We start from the raw sequence: 19,910 nt of genomic DNA on the forward strand, positions 1-19,910 counted from the left end.
AACGGAGTTTCCAATGCCCGACGTTACAGACATCGCCCCTGATTTCACGTTGCCCCGCGACGGCGGTGGCGAGGTCACGTTGTCAGACCTGCGCGGCGGTGCCGTCGTTCTTTTCTTCTATCCCCGCGATGATACGCCGGGCTGCACCAAGGAATCCATCGGTTTCTCGGAACAACTTCAAGCCTTTGCCGAGGCGGGCGCTCAGGTTTTCGGCATTTCGCGGGACACCATTGCCAAGCACGACAAGTTTGTGGCCAAGCACAACCTGACCACCCCCCTACTGTCTGACGAGGGATCAACCGTGTGCGAAGACTACGGCGTCTGGGTTGAGAAAAACATGTATGGGCGCAAGTCGATGGGGATCGAACGCTCGACCTTTCTGATCGACGCCGACGGCAAGATCGCTCGCGTCTGGCGCAAGGTCAAAGTCCCCGGCCACGTGGATGAGGTGCTCGAGGCTGCTCGCGCGCTCTGACCCTCTTTCCCACGACCGCCATCCGGTCTAAGACCCGCGCAAACGCAAAAGCGGAGAAACCCGGTGTCGAAAACACTGACCCAGATGGCGACCGAAGTCCTGACCACTGCGGAAGGGCGCGCAAAAACCGCCCTTTCCAAACGTTACGCTGCCGAGTGGTTTGCGTCTCGCAAAGGTGATGCGCCTGAGATTGAGATCGGGACAGCGACCCCTCCGCTTTATCCATCGCGGCCTGATAAGCCCGAGTTGCTTTCGCCCCGCGATGTTCCCAAACGCCGACCGGGGACCGAGGCCGGGCGCATTGCCCTGCTGCACGCCGTTGCGCATATCGAACTGAACGCCGTCGACCTGCACTGGGACATCATTGCCCGGTTCGGCCACGTGCCTATGCCAATCGGTTTCTACGACGATTGGGTGAAATGCGCGGAAGAGGAATCGCGCCATTTCGAGATGGTTTGCGACTGCCTTGAGCAGATGGGCAGCCATTACGGTGCCCTGCCCGCCCATGCGGGAATGTGGCGCGCCGCCGAAGACACTGCCGAGGATCTGATGGGGCGGCTGGCTGTGGTTCCGATGGTGCTGGAGGCCCGCGGGCTGGATGTAACCCCCGGAATGATTGACATCTTTCGCAAGGCCAAGGATGAGAACGCCATCGCCGCTCTCGAGGTGATCTACGCCGAGGAGGTCGGGCACGTGGCCTATGGATCAAAGTGGTTTCATTTCCTGTGCGGGCGCGAGAATGCCGACCCAAAAGATGTGTTCCACGACTTGGTCCGGCGGTATTTCCACGGTGTCCTGAAACCGCCATTCAACGAAGAAAAACGTGCCGAAGCGGGGCTGCCGCCCGACTTTTACTGGCCTTTGACCGAAGACCTGCCTCAGCCCGGACACGACCAATAAACGTGCTCAAGTTGACGTTATCGGCAATTTCTCGCCGAGAATTGGCGGGAATAACCTGCTTTGCAGAGTAAACTGGTTAACAAACTTGCCCAAATCAAGCGCGCCCTCTATGCACTTCGGCCAAGGGACGGCTATCACTCACGACCGCTCCCGATCATGGGGATAAAGAGGTGAAGACGCGTGCGAACACGTCTGGCAATAAAACTACACTCACTACTCGAGCGGCACTTTCCAGAACGCAGGGTTTTTCTGAAATCTGACAACGACACCCGGTTCATCCGGCTGAGTTCCGAGACGCAGGTTGCTGCTGTCGCGGGTGTCGCAGTGATCGTGGGCTGGACCGCTGTAGCCACCGCGATCCTGCTGATGGACAGCATTGGGTCCGGGAATTTCCGCGAGCAGGCGAAACGCGATCAGGCTACGTATCAGGAACGCCTGAATGTTCTGTCGGCCGAGCGTGATGTCCGCGCTCAGGAAGCGCTGATGGCGCAGGACCGGTTCAACGCCGCCCTGGAACAGATTTCCGCCATGCAGTCCGAGCTGCTGGCCTCGGAAAACCGCCGCCGCGAGCTTGAGACCGGGATCGAAGTGATCCAGACCACCCTGCGCGCCACGATGAAACAGCGCGAAGACGCCCGCACCGAACTGGCCAAGCTAAACCTAGATGCGGGTTCGGACGAGGTGCAAATGGCAAGCGCCACCAGCCCGGCGCAAATGAATTTTATGACCGAAGCGCTGGTCAGAACCGCAATGGAACGTGATCAGATCGCAGCCGACGCCAAGGACGCGCTGGATCAACGCGACGATCTTGAGCTGGAAATCCAGCTTATGCAGGAACGTAGCGACGAAATATTCCGTCAACTGGAAGAAGCAATGGTCATCTCTGTCGAACCGCTCGACAAGATGTTCCGCAATGCAGGTATGCCTACTGACCGTATCATTGAAGAAGTACGGCGTGGGTACAGCGGCATGGGTGGCCCCCTAACCCCCATATCCTTCAGCACGCGCGGTGAGGAACTGACCCCCGACGAAATCCGCGCGAACACGCTGCTGCAGCAGATGGATCAGCTGAACCTCTATCGCATCGCCGCCGAGAAAGCTCCGTTTGCAAGCCCGGTAAACTCAGTTGTGCGTTTTACCAGCGGCTTTGGAACGCGCCGTGACCCCAAGACCGGCGGTCGCCGCATGCATAACGGTGCCGATTTTGCGGGTGCGCATGGTACGGATATTCTATCGACCGCCGACGGAGTGGTCACCCATGCTGGCTGGCAGTCCGGGTTCGGGCGGCTGGTAAAAATCAAGCACGCCTTCGGAATTGAGACACTTTACGCCCATAATACCAAGATCAGGGTAAAGGTTGGTCAAAGGGTCTCGCGCGGGGATCATATTGCTGATATGGGTAGCACCGGACGGTCGACCGGCACGCACCTGCACTATGAGGTGCGTGTGAACGGAAAACCTGTTAACCCAATGACTTATATCAAGGCTGCGAGAAATGTTTTCTAAGAGCAAAATCAACGAGCCCGGTTCCAATGCACCTGAAGCGGCAAAACCCGCCGCACCAGCAACACCGGCTGCCCCTGCACCGTCGGAAAACAAGGCGAGCACCGCGCCCAAGCCCAAGCCTCCGGCGTCGGTTCTGTCTTCGGACCTGCACATCACCGGCAACCTGAAAACCTCTGGCGATATTCAGGTTGAAGGAACTGTCGAAGGCGACATCCGTGCGCATCTGCTGACGATCGGTGAGACCGCGACCATCAAGGGCGAAGTCACCGCAGATGACGTAGTGATCAACGGCCGCATTGTGGGCCGTGTGCGTGGTCTGAAAGTACGCCTGACCTCGACCGCACGTGTCGAAGGCGACATCATCCACAAGACCATCGCGATCGAAAGCGGCGCGCATTTTGAAGGTTCGGTACAGCGTCAGGACGACCCGCTGAATCCGGGTCGCAGCGCAAAGTCGGGTTCCAACCCGGCCGCCGAGGTCAAGCAGTAAGCACGCCCCGAACGTTATGAACAAGAAAACGCCGCAGTGAAACCTGCGGCGTTTTTTTGTACGGTCACGGATAACAGTTTCCGGTTCCAAGCCAAGTTTGTCGCGTATAGGCTTGTCGGATGTGGGTTTTCTTCTCTGTTCTGCTTTTGGCCGCCGGGTACTTGGCCTATCGCCATTGGTCCAAAGCAAAAACACGCAGCACGCTGTTGTCCACACCCCTCACCCCCCGTCAAAGCGCCATAGTAGAGGAACAGGTTCCTATAGTACGCCGCTTACCGCCAGAGCTTCGCGGTGCGCTGGATGGCAAGGTAAACCTGTTTCTGGATCAGGTGAGGTTCTACGGGTGCGATGGCTTGGACGTCACCGACGAAATGCGTTTGGCAATCGCGGCGCAGGCGTGCCTCCTGATCGTCAACAGCCCACTATGGTACGATCATCTGACGACAATCCTGATTTACCCGAACGCCTTCAAATCCCGTCAGCGCAGGCAGGACGGGTACGTTGTCAGCGAAAAGGAAATCGTCCGCACCGGCGAAAGCTGGGACCGGGGGCCGGTCATCCTGTCATGGTCCCACAGCAGGCAAGGCGCGCTGGATGACCATGATGGACACAACGTGGTCCTGCACGAGTTCGCGCATCAGATCGACGACCTGTCAGGCGGAACCAACGGCGTTCCGATTCTCAGCCACGGTCAGACCTTTGCCGAATGGGAACGCGCCTTTCTAGCCGCCTACGACGCCCATGTTCGGTCCGTAGAAAAGGGGCGGCACACAGTCATTGACCCATATGGCGCAGTCGGTCACGAAGAATTCTTTGCTGTATCGGTCGAGGTCTTTTTCGAGAGACCCCACGCCCTGCAATCCGAAGCACCCGGTATTTACGAGCAACTGGTAAAACTGTTCCGTCTGGATCCCGCCACCTGGGGGAAAACCTAAACCAGCGGGACGTGATCCCACAAGAATTTCACAAAATAGATTTTTTGAATTACACTGAACCCATTGTTTTTGGGAGGGCTTTTCATGTCATCGAAACTCATCGCCGAATTCTTCGGCACGTTCTGGCTGGTCTTGGGCGGCTGCGGCAGCGCTGTCTTGGCCGCAGGCGTGGCGGATGTAGGCATTGGCTGGCTGGGTGTATCCTTTGCCTTTGGCCTCACCGTACTGACGATGGCTTACGCGGTGGGCCACATATCGGGCGGCCATTTCAACCCGGCTGTCAGCCTTGGCCTGATGATTGGCGGACGGTTTCCGGCCAAAGACCTCATACCTTATTGGATCGCGCAAGTGATCGGTGCAATCGCGGCGGCTGCGGTCCTGTACGTGATTGTCAGTGGCGCGCCCGAATTTACGGGGGTCGGCAGCTTTGCCACCAATGGTTACGGCGAAGCGTCGCCCGAAGGGTATTCGATGCTATCTGCGCTTGTCATCGAGATCGTGCTGACGGCCTTCTTTATCGTTATCATTCTGGGCGCCACGTCTGAAGGTGCTCCGGCCGGGTTTGGCCCGATCGCTATCGGTCTGGGGCTGACGCTGATCCACCTGATCTCGATCCCGGTAACGAACACTTCGGTGAATCCCGCACGCTCGACCGGCGTTGCGTTGTTTGCGGACGGACCCGCCCTTGCGCAGCTTTGGCTGTTCTGGGTCGCACCTTTGATCGGTGGTGCAATCGGCGCAATAATCTGGAAAACAATGGGCGACGACTAAGCCCTGTTCTTGAAAGACCCCGGCGCAAAGGGCACCGGGGTCTCACCTGTTACTCAGTTACAGTAACCTTTTTCATCACGTCCGGCTGACCGATGACCGCTCCGTTGGGGCCGTCACCGCGCTTGATCGCGTCAACAACGTCCATCCCGCCCGTCACTTGGCCAACAACGGTGTACTGACCGTTCAGGTGCGAGTTGGGCGCGAACATGATGAAGAACTGCGAATTGGCGCTGTTAGGATCCGGTGCACGCGCCATGCCCACGACACCCCGGTCAAAATTGTAGTCCGAGAATTCCGCAGGCAGGTCAGGTCTGTCCGAACCGCCAGTCCCGGCACTGCGCATGTCGCTGCCTAGCCGACCGTGTTCGACATCACCAGTCTGAGCCATAAAGTCTTCGATCACACGGTGAAACACCACGCCATCATACTGACCGGCGGCGGCAATCGCAGTGATCTGCTCGACATGCTTGGGCGCAAGATCTTCAAAAAGGTCAACGGTGACGATGCCGTTCGCACCCTCGCCTTCGATCTCGATCTCAAGGCCCGTGGCCAACGCAGGGCTGGCCAGCAAGGTAAATGCGGCGGCCAGCTTATGCATCGGCAGCCACCTTGACGCTGATCATGCGGTCCGGGCTCGCAGGCGGCTCGCCGCGCACGATCGCGTCTACATGCTCCATCCCGTCGATCACACGACCGTAGACGGTATACTGACCGTTCAGGAAATGGTTGTCCTTGAAGTTGATGAAGAACTGCGAGTTGGCCGAGTTCGGGTTTTGCGACCGCGCCGCGCCCAAAGTTCCACGGTCATGAGGCAGCTTGGAGAACTCTGCCGGAACGTCAGGCAGCGACGACCCACCGGTGCCCGCCATACGCAGGTTGAACCCGTCCTCCATGTCGCCGTGCTGCACGTCGCCAGTCTGCGCCATGAAGCCGTCGATCACACGGTGGAAGGCCACGTTGTCATACTCGCCACCACGGGCCAGCTCTTTCATGCGCGCACTGTGCAAGGGCGCCACGTCGGGCAACAGCTCGATGACGACACTACCGCCTTTCAGCTCGATGATGATGGTGTTTTCGGGATCCTTGATCTCGGCCATGTGGCCCTCCTGTCGTTTGTCTTGCGCAAATACCTATGCGCCGGACGCGTGAAAGCCAAGTGACGCATTGACCTGAGGGCAAAATGCAGGAAAAGAACCGCCTAAATCGGTTTTTAAGGCAAGGATAGGACGATGGGCTGGAAAACGCTGGACGATATGGATCTGAACGGCAAGCGCGTGCTGGTGCGCGTGGATATCAACGTGCCGGTCGTTGACGGTGTTGTGACCGACGCCACCCGCATTCAGCGCATCGTGCCCACCGTTCGCGACATCCTTGCGGCAGGCGGCAAGCCGATCCTGCTGGCGCACTTCGGAAGGCCGGGTGGTGAGCGGCGCGAGAACCTGTCGCTGAAACAACTGGTCCCGACGCTCGAAGCTGCTTTCGGCGCGACCGTCCTGTTCGCCGCCGATTGTGTGGGCACCGAGGCTGAACTTGCCGCCGAGCAGTTGCAGCCCGGTCAGGTGCTGCTGCTTGAAAACACCCGTTTCCACGCTGCCGAGACCAAGAATGACACCGACCTGGCCGCTGGTATGGCCAGGCTGGGAGACGTCTATTGCAACGACGCATTCTCGGCTGCGCACCGCGCCCACAGCTCGACCGAGGCCATCGCCCGCCTGCTGCCTGCCTGTGCGGGCCGCCTGATGCAGGCCGAACTGGAGGCGCTGGAGGGTGCTCTGGGCGCGCCCAAACGCCCTGTGACGGCGGTTGTGGGTGGGGCCAAGGTATCGACCAAGCTGGAGCTGTTGGGCAATCTGATCGACAAGGTGGACTATCTGGTGATCGGTGGCGGCATGGCGAATACGTTTCTAGTCGCTCAAGGTCTCAACGTTGGAAAATCGCTGGCTGAAACCGCGATGAAGGACACTGCGGCCGAGATCATGGCCAAGGCGGAAACCTCGGGCTGCACCATCGTCCTGCCCACTGACATCGTCGTAGCCGAAAAGTTCGAGGCAGGTGCCCCCCATCAGGTCCTGCCCGCCGATCAATGCACCAACGACGGCATGATCCTTGACGCAGGCCCAGACAGCGTGGCCGCGATTTCGGATATCTTCGGCCAAAGCCAGACCCTGATCTGGAACGGACCGCTGGGCGCGTTCGAGATCGAGCCGTTTGACACCGCGACCAACGCGGCTGCGCTTAAAGCAGCGGCCCTGACACGGTCCGGGCAATTGGTCTCGGTCGCGGGTGGGGGTGACACGGTCGCCGCGCTGAACGCGTCAGGTGCGGCAAGGGATTTCTCGTATATCTCAACCGCAGGCGGCGCGTTCCTCGAGTGGATGGAAGGCAAGACCCTGCCCGGCGTTGCCGCGCTGGAGCAATAAAACCGCCAGCCAGCGCGTTTTTATCGAATCAGGGGATTCACAACCCGAATCACCTGTGACATAGTGCGATCAGAGGCCCAAAAAGGGTCCGTTATTGAGGCAGACTTCATACGGCGGTAAACAGAGTGTCCCGTTCCAATCGGCCCGGTTTGGGCTCAGTCGCATTCTTTATGGTGGCTTTTGTGCTGGGTGTTTATTTCACCTTCGCCGCCGTGCAGGGCGACTATGGCCTGTTCCGACGGGTCGAGATTGCTGCGGAACGGGACGCTCTGTCGCGCGACCTCGCCAAGCTTGAAGGCGAGATCACGGAAATGGAAAACCTGACCCGCAGGCTCTCGGATACCTATCTGGATCTGGATTTGCTGGATCAACAGGCGCGCTCGGTGCTTGGCATGATCCGGTCGGATGAAATTGTCATTCGCTAATTGCTGTCAAAACGTGCTGGCTTCACGGCGCTAACACGCCGAAATTCGCAGAAGTCGACGCTGCGTCACATTTACCCTCGCCAGATCGCAGCAAATGCTCTATGAAATAGTTTAACGCTAAACTATCTTGCCGAGAGGGGGAGATCGCCGCCATGGCTGCGCGAAAAACCACAAAGAAACCAAATGTTTCTGCGGAAGAGCTTATCACTTACTACCGAGAGATGCTGTTGATCCGCCGATTCGAGGAAAAGGCTGGTCAACTGTACGGCATGGGTCTGATTGGCGGGTTCTGCCACCTCTATATCGGTCAGGAAGCGGTTGTTGTTGGTCTTGAGGCAGCCGCCGAGGACGGCGACAAGCGGATTACTTCGTACCGCGACCACGGCCACATGCTGGCTTGCGGCATGGATCCGGGCGGCGTGATGGCCGAACTGACCGGACGCATCGGCGGCTTGTCCAAGGGCAAGGGCGGCTCGATGCACATGTTCTCGAAAGAGAAGAACTTTTACGGTGGTCACGGCATTGTTGGAGCGCAGGTGCCTTTGGGTGCCGGTTTGGCGTTTGCTGACAAATACAAGGAAAATGGCCGCGTAACCTTCACCTATTTCGGTGACGGCGCAGCCAACCAGGGTCAGGTCTATGAGACGTTCAACATGGCGGCCCTTTGGGATCTGCCTGTCGTGTTCGTGATCGAAAACAATCAGTACGCGATGGGGACTGCTCAGGCGCGCTCGACCTCGACCAAGGACATCTATCACCGCGGTGAAGCCTTCGGCATCCCCGGTGAAATCGTAAATGGCATGGACGTTCTGGCCGTCAAGGAAGCTGGTGAGAAAGCTGTCGCGCATTGCCGCGCCGGTAAAGGTCCGTACATCCTTGAGATCAAGACATACCGGTACCGCGGCCACTCGATGTCCGACCCCGCCAAGTACCGCACCCGCGAAGAGGTTCAGAAGGTTCGTGAGCAAAGCGACCCGATCGAACATGTGCGTGAACTGCTGCTGACCGGCAAATACGCGGCCGAGGACGACCTGAAGGCGATAGACAAGGAAATCAAAGAGATCGTCAACCAGGCGGCTGAATTCTCGAAAGAAAGCCCCGAGCCCTCGGTTGAAGAGCTCTGGACCGATATCTACGCCGAGGCCTGACAGATGCCGCATTTCGAGATTCACGCCAGCAACGTCGAGCAGGCCAAAGCGTTCTATGCCGGCCTATTCGACTGGGCGTTCACACCAATGCCTGGCGGCGAAGAAGTCGGCTATCATCTGATCAATGGCGACCAGATCGGCGACAGCCTAGGGCTGACCGGTGGCCTGATGCTGCGCCAAGGCGGAGCTCCCGCTGCCGGTAGCCCGGTGCGCGGTGGCACCATGACCTTTGAGGTCAGTGATTGCGACGAACGCTACGCGTGGGCATTGGCAAATGGTGGCGCCGAAGCGCTGCCGCCGGCCGATTATCCCGGCATAGGCCGCTGCGCCTATGTGGAAGATGGACAAGGAAACATCGTCGGGATGATCACCCCGGCCCCGGAAGGAAACTGAGACATGGCAACCGAAATTCTCATGCCCGCCCTTTCGCCCACGATGGAAGAGGGCACACTGGCCAAATGGCTGGTCAAGGAAGGCGACACCGTATCTTCGGGCGATATCATGGCCGAGATCGAAACCGACAAAGCGACGATGGAGTTCGAGGCCGTCGATGAAGGCATTGTCGGCAAGATCCTGATCGCGGAAGGAACCGAAGGGGTCAAGGTGAATACGCCTATTGCGATCCTAGTTGAAGAAGGCGAAGACGCCTCGGCCCTGCCCGCGGCCGCGCCAGCAGCCGCAGCGGTAGCCGAAGCCGCACCTGCGGCGGTTGAGGCTCCCGCTCCTGCCGCAGCCCCCGCTGCGCCTGTGGTTGATCTGTCACCGGACTGGCCCGCAGACGCTGAGATGGCCCAGCAGACGGTCCGTGAGGCCCTGCGCGATGCAATGGCCGAGGAAATGCGCGGTGATGAAGATGTGTATCTGATGGGTGAGGAGGTCGCCGAATACCAAGGGGCCTACAAGGTCTCTCAGGGACTATTGGACGAATTCGGCGGCAAGCGCGTGATCGACACCCCGATCACCGAGCACGGCTTTGCCGGTATCGCGGTCGGTTCTGCCTTTGGTGGTTTGAAACCGATTGTCGAGTTCATGACTTTCAATTTCGCGATGCAGGCGATTGACCAGATCATCAACTCCGCCGCCAAGACGCTCTATATGTCCGGTGGTCAGATGGGTTGTCCGATCGTGTTCCGGGGGCCGAACGGTGCCGCCGCTCGCGTGGCTGCGCAGCACTCACAGGACTACGCTGCATGGTATATGCAGATTCCCGGCTTGAAAGTTGTGATGCCCTACTCGGCCGCTGACGCTAAAGGTCTGCTGAAGTCGGCAATCCGCGACCCCAACCCCGTGGTATTTCTGGAAAACGAAATCCTCTACGGCCGCTCTTCCGACGTGCCTCAGGTGGATGACCTGACCATACCGTTGGGCAAGGCGCGCATCTGGCGCGAAGGCACAGACGTGACCATCGTCAGCTTTGGCATCGGGATGCAATACGCACTGGAAGCCGCTGACAAGCTGGCCGAAGACGGCATCAGCGCCGAGGTCATTGACCTGCGCACCATCCGCCCGATGGACACCGGCGCGATCATCAATTCGGTGATGAAAACCAACCGTCTGGTGACCGTCGAGGAAGGCTGGCCGCAAGGCTCGGTCGGCAGCTATATCAGCTCGGTCGTGATGCAGGAAGCGTTCGATTATCTCGACGCGCCAGTCATCAACTGCACTGGCAAGGATGTTCCGATGCCCTACGCCGCGAACCTCGAAAAGCTGGCTCTGATCACCACCGATGAGGTGATCGCCGCCGTCAAACAAGTGACCTACCGGTAAGGAGCGACACAGATGCCCACAGAAATTCTGATGCCCGCCCTTTCGCCGACCATGGAGGAAGGCACCCTTGCCAAATGGCTGGTCAAAGAGGGCGACACCGTGTCGTCTGGTGACCTGCTGGCAGAGATCGAAACCGACAAGGCCACGATGGAGTTCGAGGCCGTTGACGAAGGCACCATCGGCAAAATCCTGATCCCAGAAGGCACAGAAGGGGTTAAGGTCAACACCGCCATTGCGGTTCTGCTGGAAGATGGCGAAAGCGCGGATGATATCGCGGCCACGCCTGCCAAAGCGCCCGAGGCGGCCCCGGCCGCCGCAGGTAACGAGGCTGCCGCGCCAGCGGTATCCGAGGCGCCTGCCCCTGCTCCTGCTGCTCCGGTCAAATCCGATGGTGGTCGTATCTTCGCCTCACCTCTCGCCCGACGCATCGCAGCGCAGAAAGGTCTCGATCTGGCGCAGATCACTGGTTCCGGCCCGCATGGACGTATCGTCAAGGCGGATGTCGAGGGTGCTACCGCTACTGCACCCGCTCCGACACCTGCAGCGGCGGCTCCCGCAGCGGCGGCTGCACCGGCTGGACCTTCAGCAGACGCCGTGGCCAAAATGTACGAGGGCCGCGCGTATGAGGAAATCAAGCTGGACGGGATGCGCAAGACCATTGCCGCGCGCCTGTCCGAGGCCAAGCAGACGATCCCGCATTTCTACCTGCGCCGCGATATCAAGCTGGACGCGCTGCTCAAGTTCCGCAGCCAGTTGAACAAGCAGTTGGAAGACCGGGGCGTAAAGCTCAGCGTCAACGACTTCATCATCAAGGCCGTTGCCAACGCGCTGCAACAGGTTCCCGCCTGCAACGCGGTCTGGGCCGGTGACCGGGTGCTGCAACTGAAACCTTCGGACGTGGCCGTGGCCGTCGCCATCGAGGGCGGTCTGTTTACCCCGGTTCTGCAAGATGCCGACACCAAGTCGCTATCCGCGCTGTCGACCGAGATGAAAGACCTCGCCGGTCGCGCCCGTGAACGCAAGCTGGCCCCGCATGAATATCAGGGCGGCACGTTTGCGATCTCGAATCTGGGCATGTTTGGCATCGACAATTTCGACGCCATCGTGAACCCGCCGCACGCCGGTATTCTGGCCGTAGGCACAGGGGTCAAAAAACCAGTTGTCGGCGATGACGGAGAACTGACAGTTGCGACTGTGATGTCCGTAACGATGTCCGTGGATCACCGTGTGATTGACGGCGCACTAGGCGCGGAACTGCTGCAAGCCATTGTCGAGAACCTCGAGAATCCAATGGTCATGCTGGCCTGACAAACAATGAGACGCCCGGCTTTCTAACCGGGCGTCCGCAACCTGACGCGATGATCGCGCGTGGTGCAGGCAGGTATAGTTTTCTCAAATCGGGAAATGCCTGCGTCCATATTGATCCAAAGTCTTCCGCAGGCTCGCTGCGCAAAGCGATGACTACTGATCCTTACCCAACATATGATCCATCGAGATCGCAGGTTGATCGCAACCCGCCTCTCCGACGATCTTAGCAGGAATACCCGCAACCGTTTTACATGAGGGAACGGCCTGCAACACAACCGATCCGGCTGCAATGCGGCTGCAATGGCCGACCTCGATGTTGCCCAGAACCTTGGCCCCTGCACCGATCAGCACGCCGTCTCCAATCTTGGGGTGACGTTGCTCTTCTTCTTTACCGGTCCCACCAAGTGTCACGGAATGAAGCATCGAGACATTGTCCCCGACGACGGCAGTTTCGCCAATGACGATCGAATGCGCGTGGTCGATCATGATACCCTTGCCAATCTTTGCGGCCGGATGAATGTCGATCCCGAATATCTCGGACGAGCGCATCTGAAAGAAATAAGCCAGGTCATGACGACCCTTCTGCCAAAGCCAATGGGCAACACGATAGGCTTGCATCGCCTGATAGCCCTTAAAGTAAAGGATCGGCTGTAGCAGGCGATGACAGGCAGGGTCGCGTTCGTAAACGGCCATTAAGTCGGCGCGCGCCGCCTCAATCAGAGAAGGATCGTCGGCATAGGCTTCGTCCACGATCTCGCGCAGAACCATCATGGACATTTCATTCGAGCACAGCTTGGCCGAAACTCTGTATGACAAAGCTTTTTCAAGGCTGCGGTGGTGCAGGATACATGCGTGCACCAGCCCACCCATCAGCGGCTCGTCTTCGACGGCCGACTGCGCTTCGGTCGTGATGCGATCCCAAACGGGATCGACAGGTGTTACATAACTGCGCGTTTCCAACATGGCATTTGATCCTTTGCTGCGCCTAGAATGCCATTTAGTCGTAAAAACGCAAAGCGCAAACCCGTGATCAACAGGATAACGAAAATGAATAGATCCATGTTGGCCGATTTCGACACTCGGATTCGCAGCCGATTGGCGGAGCTAGAGCAAAGCTCGGAGGCAGGAAAAAAGGCGCAAGAAGTCGTCCATCTGGATCAGCAAGCAGTTGGTCGCCTCAGCAGAATGGACGCGCTGCAAAACCAAGCAATGGCCAAGGCGCAACAAGCCAACAGAAACCGCGAAATGAACAGGCTCAAGGCCGCGTTAGTCAGAATAGAGGATGGCGAATTCGGTTTCTGCGAAGATTGTGGCGACGAAATTCCGATTGGGCGGCTGAACCTGGACTATGCTGCCAGCAAATGCGTTAGCTGTGCTTCTGGTTAAGGTGAAACTTAACAAGGCAACGGATAACCAACTCGAAACACAGGCAATATTGCAAGTCGTCAAAGCTTGGCTCGTCCGCCAAAGGCCGTGTACGAGCCGCGTACATCAATGATCCGTTGCCGTATAATGGGTGTGTCCGCCCCGTCTGAATGACGTATCTATCAGCTATTTCTGCCTCCTCCATCATTCTGGTACATAGCTGATTTCGGTCAGCCAACGGCGCACGCAACAAGGCGCGCGCCGCGGCGCTGACATCTCCATGGAGAACTGGCCGCATCCCTGCGCCTAGCCTGCGGCAAGCTCGGCGTACAAGCCAGGGCCATACGCAGCCGATAGCTGAGCAACGCGGAAATTGTAGGGGCCGGTGACACCGTCCTCCAACTTCATGGCATCCGTGTATGTCCAGCTAGGTTGGTTGACGATTTGTTCGCGGACCAAAGACCCATCCACCCGGATCTGGATCAGATAGGATTCGGTTTCCTCGCCCAGCGGCACTTCCATTCCGCCCCAGTCATCGCCGTCAATCCGTGTGCGGCGTGTCCATGAAAGTACATCATCCAGACCGGCAGAGCGCAAGCGCAGATGCACGGGAGCATAGGGGCGCAGCCCATTCCCATTGAACGCCTCAACCTGATGAACAAAGGATGGGTCGTCATAGCCCCGGGTCGCCGGACCGATTCTGTAGTGCTTTGCAACTCGGCGCTCTGAACGCGAGAGGGCGGTCTGGGCAACCCTTTGGTCAAGCAATACAAAAACGGACCCCTCGGGCCAAACATCGGGAATTGCCGCATCAGTCCCAAACTGTCCCCGTAGCCGTTTCGACAAAGCGTAGACACCTTCGGATTGCAGGTCTGCATGCGCGAACTGGAACACCTCCCAATTATCCGGCGTCCCATCTCCGATGGCGGCAAAATTGGCTCCGCTCAACAGCGCTTCGCGTGGACGTGATTCCAGCACCCCTCCTATGAGGTTAACAAGTAACGGCACGCCTTCATCCCACAGACCGGCGCTGGCCCGGCGCAGCGGGGTTTGTGTAAACCCGATCACCGCCTGGCCTGAAACGACCTGCTGCAACACGTAGTCCTCATCGGTTGCGGCGGCGTAAACCGCAGCACTTCCCGGCCAAGGATCGGCCGAGATCGCAAGGTACGGAGCATGGGGGACCTCTGACCCCGTCATAAGGGGTAAATCCAGGAACACTGGATATACCGGCACCGGAGCGACAAATGGGCTCTCTGCCACGATATCATCCGGTAGGTCCGAAGGGGTGTAAACGCCCGGTTCGATCCGAACGGCGTCCGCAATTTGCATCTCAGCCTGCTCAAGGCGGTCGATGCGATAGCGCGCACGCTGTTCATCACCTTTCAGGCTAACGACGTCGCCAACACCAACATGCGACATCGAAGGCGGCAAGGCAAAACGAGTAGTTTCGCGCGAAACCCTTGCCTCACTAAGCCATCTTTCGACCGTTTGACGCCCTTCAGCTCGTGTCATTGACAGCGGCATCTCGTTCACCGAAACCGCGTGCGTACGCGCGTCCGGAGGCACCGCTTCTTCGGACACGATTTCATGATCTGCGTCAGACTGAACAAAGCGCAATCGAACTCGACCAGTCATCTCAGCCTCAGCTTCCCGGCGATGTTCGATGATACCTTCAATTTCGCTATTGGTCGCGAGCTCATCTGGGTCAAGCGCGATCGGTTTCCGACCATCGCGCATTTGAAATAGAAGAACGCCGTCACGCTCAATCGCGTCAAACCCGTATCTCAACATCAATGGGTGCAATGCCGACCGTGCATCAGAGACCTGTTCAACCACATATCCGCGCATAATACCGAAAAGTCCTGACGTATCGATGTCAGTCACCCCGGCCGCATGACAAATCTCGGCCACGACCGACGCCAGTGTTCGTGCGCCGGACCGTCCATTCAGCCAATGACCACGCGCGTAGTTCTCGCCATCATCCCACTGGCTGCGCAAGTTCGGAAATGCCGGAAACGGGCGGGCATCCCAGGCCCAGACGTAGGCGTTGGACATGTCCACCATTGGCGCGCCATAGACTTCCGAAACCGGGTTGATGTTTGAGTCGGACCAATAACCAAGTATCGCCTTCAGATACTGATATTGCATGAAGTCGTCGCGCAACCCGTTGGAATATCGCGGCAAACCGGACTCAGACGACTTGGGGTCCAAAAACTTGTTGGGCTGATTGGTGCCCTTGTCTATCGCTGCGCACCCCAACTCTGTGAACCAGATGGGTTTTGAACCCGGCACCCAAGCCGTGCGGTCAGCTTGCCGAACGCCAGCAATGCGTTCGTGGTGGGGTTTCGCCCACCAATTGCGCAAATCCTTGTATCGCCAAATCCAAGGTTCATCGTGCTCGGTATCCTCGATCGGAGAGCGTATTTGAGCCTCGGCCTCTTCCGGGGATGCATAGTACCAGTCATACCCTTCACCGCCCTCAATATTGGCGCGCAAGTAGTCAATCTCATAGATTGCGCGTGCGCCATTGCGGGCATCCAGGTGCTCGTCGCCATCCCTCCAGTCGGACACCGGTCAGATGGTTCACCTGAGCGACAATCCGTGCTTGTTCCTGCCGAAGTTGTTTGCAGTTCTGGTCAGTACACAGCGTCATTGGAACGTAACTTGCCGTTACATTTTCTGCTTTTTGTGCGCAGGCTGACAACGCCAAAGAACCCGCCAACGCGGGGACGGTAATTTTTTTCATGTCCGTAACTCCTTATGCCCGCGATATATTCAAGCCGAGCGATGTCTACTTGTGATTTTCCGCCAAAATTTTTTTAATGCGCTGTTTTAATGCAAGTTTTTCGATTCCGTGACCGTCAATTTGCGTTGTCGGGTCACGGGAAGCCATTTCGGGGCGCTCTCGGGTACTAATATAGCCCGAGACCGTCTCAGACCCGTCGCGACCCCCTCCCGTTGGCTTCTTTGGGTATCAGACGGTGTCGTCCCACTGGTTGGGGAGTTCCGGACGACAAGGCAGCAAGGTCAGCAATGCTGACAAAGCCGTTATTCACCATGAAAGCGAAGTTGTTATGTCGTTTTCAATGCGACGTTCCGGGCAACACGAACGCCCAGTTACTATTTTACGCAGGGGTTAGTCAGTTTCCATCCCTTCCCGAGGACGTAACACTTACCGACTATCCGGATCCAACTACGGCTGGTGGCATCTTATTCAATCTTTTCTTTTGAGGATCTGAGTGCCTGGAAATTTGCATCGCGGTTGCGTTCGTTGTTGATGATTGGAAACAGTTTGTATCATTCATATTTTTTCCAATTTGATCCAAACAAGGACGGTCAGCGTAAATACAATATCGAAACACAAGGGGGCTAAAATGAAAAAGCTTGTCGTACTTTCCACCTCTGCGCTGATCGCGCTCACTGCACCTGTAATGGCTAACGGTAATTCCGGCGCTGCGAAAAATATGGCGGACACTCTTTCCGGTACGCCGGGAATTGGAGCAGCCGCGAAGACGGTCAGCGGTAAGAACGCTATCAACGGTGATACAAGTGATAGCGGCTGGGGCAATGCCGGCAGTCGTGAGGTTTCAAAGCAGCAAGTGTCTCGCGGAAAACAATAATCAATACGACCTTCTGTTCGGGACCAACGCGAACATATGTTATTGTTTTGGAGGGCGTCGGTCTAATGATCGGTGCCCTTTGATTTTTTGTGTCACTTCTCTGTTGGAATAATCCGCTAATCAGTACCGGCATGATGCACGTGTACTTATGCGGTATTGTCGGTCGTCTCACTGGTTAGGTCTACCCCACGAATAAAATTATGCTGATGCCTATCGTCAATTTTATCGTTTATAATTAGTTTTTTAGCGTTGTTAGACAACCACCCGACAACAACAGATTGACCCGGATATCGGGGACATGATTTCTAGGAGAATGGGCTTTGGTCGGCCCTCTCGCTGGAAGTCGTTCGTCCCGGGTTTGGTCGCCCGGGACAACGCATTTTTGGGATAAATGGACGGACGATATATCGCCGTGTTGGAATGTGGGTGCGGTCGCGTCTGGAATGCCAACTCCACTGGTGCGGCTACACGGTCCCCGGCCTAACCTTTCCTCGGTGTTGGTTGGGGGCCAAACCCTTCTCGCCCCACATTCAGCCCACGCGCAAATCGCTCAGAGCAAAGCCCGCTTGAACGAACGGCGTGTCGCGGGAGGGCACACAGCCCCCCCTCTCCGATCTCACTTAGAAATCTGTCCCTCACCATAGCATCGGCGGAGGCGAGCCAGCCTGCACCCGATTTCAAATCGAGCGCGCTCAAGGTCGAGCGCATATCCCCCTTGGGCAATTCCGGCTTGTCTGTGATGTTGTTCGACAAAGCTTGTCTCCACTTTCTGACAACTTCGGATCAGCCCCTCTAACTGACCCAGTTGCTTGCCTGCTCCGGCAAGGTTTGCATCCTCCCCGGCACCAATCTGCCTGCGCAGTTCTTCCGCTGCTTGGCGCAGATCGCGAATGGATCGCTCAAGCGACTGCAACAAGTCAGCCGTCTGGGAAATCCGCTCTTCCGGGGTAATCAAAGTCATGTGTGCCTGTGACCTCATGCGTGAGTTTACTCCGCACGAGAGAAGCAAAAGACGGCCACCGGATTTCCCCGAGGCCGTTACCCACTTCTTCTAGCATGACACAGACTTTACGAGAATAAGTGCTCAAAGTCAATTGGTTACGCAACGCCTGCGCAACAAGAGCCGTCCTGTCGTTCAACAGTTTGTTAAGACCTGCCACGTCTGGATCGCAGCTTTTTATACCCTCCTCATCAGGCACACCGATTGGGAAACTAGCCAATTACTCAGCGACAAACTTGACATTCCGTCCCCAAACACGCATGTGCCCCAAAACACAGCGCTGCCGCGTGAGCATAAATGGTCGTATTCGACCTCACAGCGCCCAACTCTCTCCAGTTCCCCTTCACGCAGGGTTCTTGTTGCGATGGCCGGACGGCACAGGACTCGCCCGTGCGTTCCGAGGCTTCGCGAAACCCTGTAGGCTCGTGCGTTATGCACGTGTCGATTTACTTGTTCGTGACTGGTACACGGTCGCGGATTGAAAAGGATGATTACTTGTTCGACTTTGACATGCTGGGCCTCGCCCCGGCTCTGAATGACGCGCTGAAACGCGCAAACTTTACGCAACCTACTCCGATCCAGAACCAGGCCATTCCGATGGCGCTTCAGGGTCACGATATTATGGGGCTGGCGCAAACCGGCACCGGCAAAACTCTGGCCTTTGGGCTGCCGCTGATTGACCACCTGTTGGCGCAACCGGGTAAACCCGCCCCCAAAACCGCCAAGGCGTTGATCCTTGCGCCGACGCGCGAGCTGGTCAATCAGATCGCCGAAAGCCTGCGGAACCTGACAAAGAAAACAAAAATCCGCGTCGCGACCGTTGTGGGCGGTCAGTCCATCGGCAAGCAGATTTCCTTCCTTGCACGTGGAACCGATATCCTCGTCGCGACACCCGGTCGCCTGATCGACCTCATGGAGCGCGGCGCTGTTGATCTCAGCTCGGTCCGCCATCTGGTGCTGGACGAAGCTGACCAGATGCTGGACATGGGGTTCATTCACGCTCTGCGCCGCATTGCGCCCGAACTTGGCACACCGCGTCAAACCATGCTGTTTTCCGCCACTATGCCCAAGCAGATGGAAGAAATCAGCCAGACCTACCTGACGAACCCGCAGCGCATTCAGGTCTCCCCTCCGGGGAAGGCGGCTGACAAAATCACGCAGTCGGTCCATTTCCTGAGCCGGGCAGAAAAGCCCGCCAAGTTGCGCGAGATCCTGTCCAAGGACGTTGACGCTCTGACATTGGTGTTTGCGCGCACAAAGCATGGCGCAGAGAGGTTGATGAAAGACCTCGTCGCCGATGGCTTTAACGCGGCCTCCATTCACGGCAACAAAACCCAAGGGCAACGCGACCGAGCGATCAAGGCGTTTCGCGCAGGTGAGGTCAACGTTCTTGTCGCAACCGATGTAGCCGCGCGCGGCATCGACATTCCCGGCGTGGCATATGTGATCAACTACGACCTACCCGAGGTGCCCGACAACTATGTGCACCGGATCGGCCGAACCGCCCGCGCAGGTCGCGAGGGTGAAGCTATCGCATTCTGCGCGCCGGATGAGCTGGATCAGCTAAAGCAGATTCAAAAGCTGATGAAGATCGAAATCCCCGTCGCCAGCGGTACAATGCCGGAATTTGCGGAGCCTAAAAAGCCGCGCAAGCGTGGCGGGTTCCGTCGTCGTGGACCAAAACCACAGGCGGCCAATGCTTCGACCAAGCCTGGATCAAACCAACGTCGGCGGCAAAAAAGAAAACCCGCCGCCTAAATCAAAAAAGGTGCCGCAA

Annotated in this window: 20 protein-coding genes and 1 pseudogene; 15 read left to right on the forward strand and 6 right to left on the reverse strand. The window is 57.7% G+C overall.

Annotation, left to right across the window (positions count from 1 at the left end):
• Positions 1–13 precede the first annotated feature (13 nt).
• The 6 genes from ACR0B7_RS01515 to aqpZ all read left to right on the forward strand — a co-directional run bounded on the left by ACR0B7_RS01515 (position 14) and on the right by aqpZ (position 5,077).
• Positions 14–475, forward strand: coding sequence for a peroxiredoxin (locus tag ACR0B7_RS01515; protein WP_170413802.1), 462 nt, complete (start codon positions 14–16; stop codon positions 473–475).
• A gap of 84 nt (positions 476–559) precedes the next feature.
• Complete coding sequence (locus ACR0B7_RS01520; RefSeq protein WP_170482046.1) at positions 560–1,375, forward strand: ferritin-like domain-containing protein; 816 nt, start codon at positions 560–562, stop codon at positions 1,373–1,375.
• 180 nt (positions 1,376–1,555) lie between these two features.
• On the forward strand, positions 1,556–2,881 hold the full coding sequence (locus ACR0B7_RS01525; RefSeq protein WP_170382733.1) for a DUF5930 domain-containing protein: 1,326 nt from the start codon (positions 1,556–1,558) through the stop codon (positions 2,879–2,881).
• Positions 2,871–3,371 carry a polymer-forming cytoskeletal protein gene (locus tag ACR0B7_RS01530; protein ID WP_170382731.1) on the forward strand — a complete coding sequence of 167 codons (501 nt, stop codon included), beginning with the start codon at positions 2,871–2,873 and terminating at the stop codon, positions 3,369–3,371. The genes ACR0B7_RS01525 and ACR0B7_RS01530 overlap by 11 nt, the downstream gene beginning before the upstream one ends.
• A 119-nt stretch (positions 3,372–3,490) precedes the next feature.
• A complete protein-coding gene (locus ACR0B7_RS01535; RefSeq protein WP_170569653.1) occupies positions 3,491–4,306 on the forward strand; it encodes a M90 family metallopeptidase in 816 nt (271 codons plus the stop codon).
• Between the two features lie 84 nt (positions 4,307–4,390).
• Positions 4,391–5,077: an aquaporin Z gene (gene aqpZ / locus ACR0B7_RS01540; RefSeq protein ID WP_170382727.1), complete on the forward strand. Its 687-nt coding sequence runs from the start codon at positions 4,391–4,393 to the stop codon at positions 5,075–5,077.
• A gap of 49 nt (positions 5,078–5,126) precedes the next feature.
• On the opposite strand, the gene ACR0B7_RS01545 is transcribed toward aqpZ, so the two are convergent.
• Positions 5,127–5,675, reverse strand: a complete 549-nt coding sequence (locus tag ACR0B7_RS01545; RefSeq protein WP_170481313.1) for a peptidylprolyl isomerase — start codon at positions 5,673–5,675, stop codon at positions 5,127–5,129.
• Complete coding sequence (locus ACR0B7_RS01550) at positions 5,668–6,174, reverse strand: peptidylprolyl isomerase (RefSeq protein ID WP_170481310.1); 507 nt, start codon at positions 6,172–6,174, stop codon at positions 5,668–5,670. The genes ACR0B7_RS01545 and ACR0B7_RS01550 overlap by 8 nt, the downstream gene beginning before the upstream one ends.
• A 132-nt stretch (positions 6,175–6,306) precedes the next feature.
• Here ACR0B7_RS01550 and ACR0B7_RS01555 point away from each other — a divergent pair, with 132 nt between their 5' ends.
• The 6 genes from ACR0B7_RS01555 (at position 6,307) to ACR0B7_RS01580 (ending at position 12,145) form a co-directional block, all read left to right on the forward strand.
• Entirely contained in the window at positions 6,307–7,497 is a 1,191-nt protein-coding gene (locus ACR0B7_RS01555; protein ID WP_170481307.1) for a phosphoglycerate kinase, read from the forward strand.
• Between the two features lie 125 nt (positions 7,498–7,622).
• Positions 7,623–7,922 (forward strand): septum formation initiator family protein, encoded by a 300-nt coding sequence (locus ACR0B7_RS01560; protein WP_170382720.1) that lies wholly within the window; start codon positions 7,623–7,625, stop codon positions 7,920–7,922.
• Positions 7,923–8,074: 152 nt separating this feature from the next.
• Entirely contained in the window at positions 8,075–9,070 is a 996-nt protein-coding gene (gene pdhA, locus ACR0B7_RS01565; protein WP_170382718.1) for a pyruvate dehydrogenase (acetyl-transferring) E1 component subunit alpha, read from the forward strand.
• 3 nt (positions 9,071–9,073) lie between these two features.
• On the forward strand, positions 9,074–9,463 hold the full coding sequence (locus ACR0B7_RS01570; RefSeq protein ID WP_170481304.1) for a VOC family protein: 390 nt from the start codon (positions 9,074–9,076) through the stop codon (positions 9,461–9,463).
• Positions 9,464–9,466: 3 nt separating this feature from the next.
• Positions 9,467–10,837 (forward strand): pyruvate dehydrogenase complex E1 component subunit beta, encoded by a 1,371-nt coding sequence (locus ACR0B7_RS01575; protein ID WP_170481301.1) that lies wholly within the window; start codon positions 9,467–9,469, stop codon positions 10,835–10,837.
• Positions 10,838–10,849: 12 nt separating this feature from the next.
• Complete coding sequence (locus ACR0B7_RS01580) at positions 10,850–12,145, forward strand: pyruvate dehydrogenase complex dihydrolipoamide acetyltransferase (RefSeq protein ID WP_170481298.1); 1,296 nt, start codon at positions 10,850–10,852, stop codon at positions 12,143–12,145.
• A 153-nt stretch (positions 12,146–12,298) separates the two neighbouring features.
• Here the strand turns inward: ACR0B7_RS01580 and cysE are convergent, their stop codons facing one another.
• Positions 12,299–13,108 (reverse strand): serine O-acetyltransferase, encoded by an 810-nt coding sequence (cysE, locus tag ACR0B7_RS01585; protein ID WP_170382710.1) that lies wholly within the window; start codon positions 13,106–13,108, stop codon positions 12,299–12,301.
• A gap of 84 nt (positions 13,109–13,192) precedes the next feature.
• Here cysE and ACR0B7_RS01590 point away from each other — a divergent pair, with 84 nt between their 5' ends.
• Positions 13,193–13,531, forward strand: coding sequence for a TraR/DksA C4-type zinc finger protein (locus ACR0B7_RS01590; protein WP_170481295.1), 339 nt, complete (start codon positions 13,193–13,195; stop codon positions 13,529–13,531).
• Here the strand turns inward: ACR0B7_RS01590 and ACR0B7_RS01595 are convergent.
• The gene (locus ACR0B7_RS01595; RefSeq protein ID WP_480680787.1) at positions 13,512–13,808 is read right to left on the reverse strand and encodes a DUF7742 family protein; all 297 of its coding nucleotides are present in this window, start codon (positions 13,806–13,808) and stop codon (positions 13,512–13,514) included. The two genes, ACR0B7_RS01590 and ACR0B7_RS01595, sit on opposite strands and share 20 nt — an antisense overlap.
• A gap of 8 nt (positions 13,809–13,816) precedes the next feature.
• Positions 13,817–16,087, reverse strand: a pseudogene (locus tag ACR0B7_RS01600) (baseplate multidomain protein megatron); the annotation flags it as partial.
• 800 nt (positions 16,088–16,887) lie between these two features.
• Between ACR0B7_RS01600 and ACR0B7_RS01605 the strand changes: the two are divergent.
• Positions 16,888–17,133 carry a hypothetical protein gene (locus ACR0B7_RS01605; protein ID WP_170481292.1) on the forward strand — a complete coding sequence of 82 codons (246 nt, stop codon included), beginning with the start codon at positions 16,888–16,890 and terminating at the stop codon, positions 17,131–17,133.
• A 616-nt stretch (positions 17,134–17,749) separates the two neighbouring features.
• On the opposite strand, the gene ACR0B7_RS01610 is transcribed toward ACR0B7_RS01605, so the two are convergent.
• Positions 17,750–18,094 (reverse strand): hypothetical protein, encoded by a 345-nt coding sequence (locus tag ACR0B7_RS01610; RefSeq protein ID WP_170569659.1) that lies wholly within the window; start codon positions 18,092–18,094, stop codon positions 17,750–17,752.
• A gap of 534 nt (positions 18,095–18,628) precedes the next feature.
• Here ACR0B7_RS01610 and ACR0B7_RS01615 point away from each other — a divergent pair.
• Entirely contained in the window at positions 18,629–19,891 is a 1,263-nt protein-coding gene (locus ACR0B7_RS01615) for a DEAD/DEAH box helicase (protein WP_170481286.1), read from the forward strand.
• Positions 19,892–19,910 lie beyond the last annotated feature (19 nt).

This window comes from Ruegeria sp. BB6 (assembly GCF_056539385.1).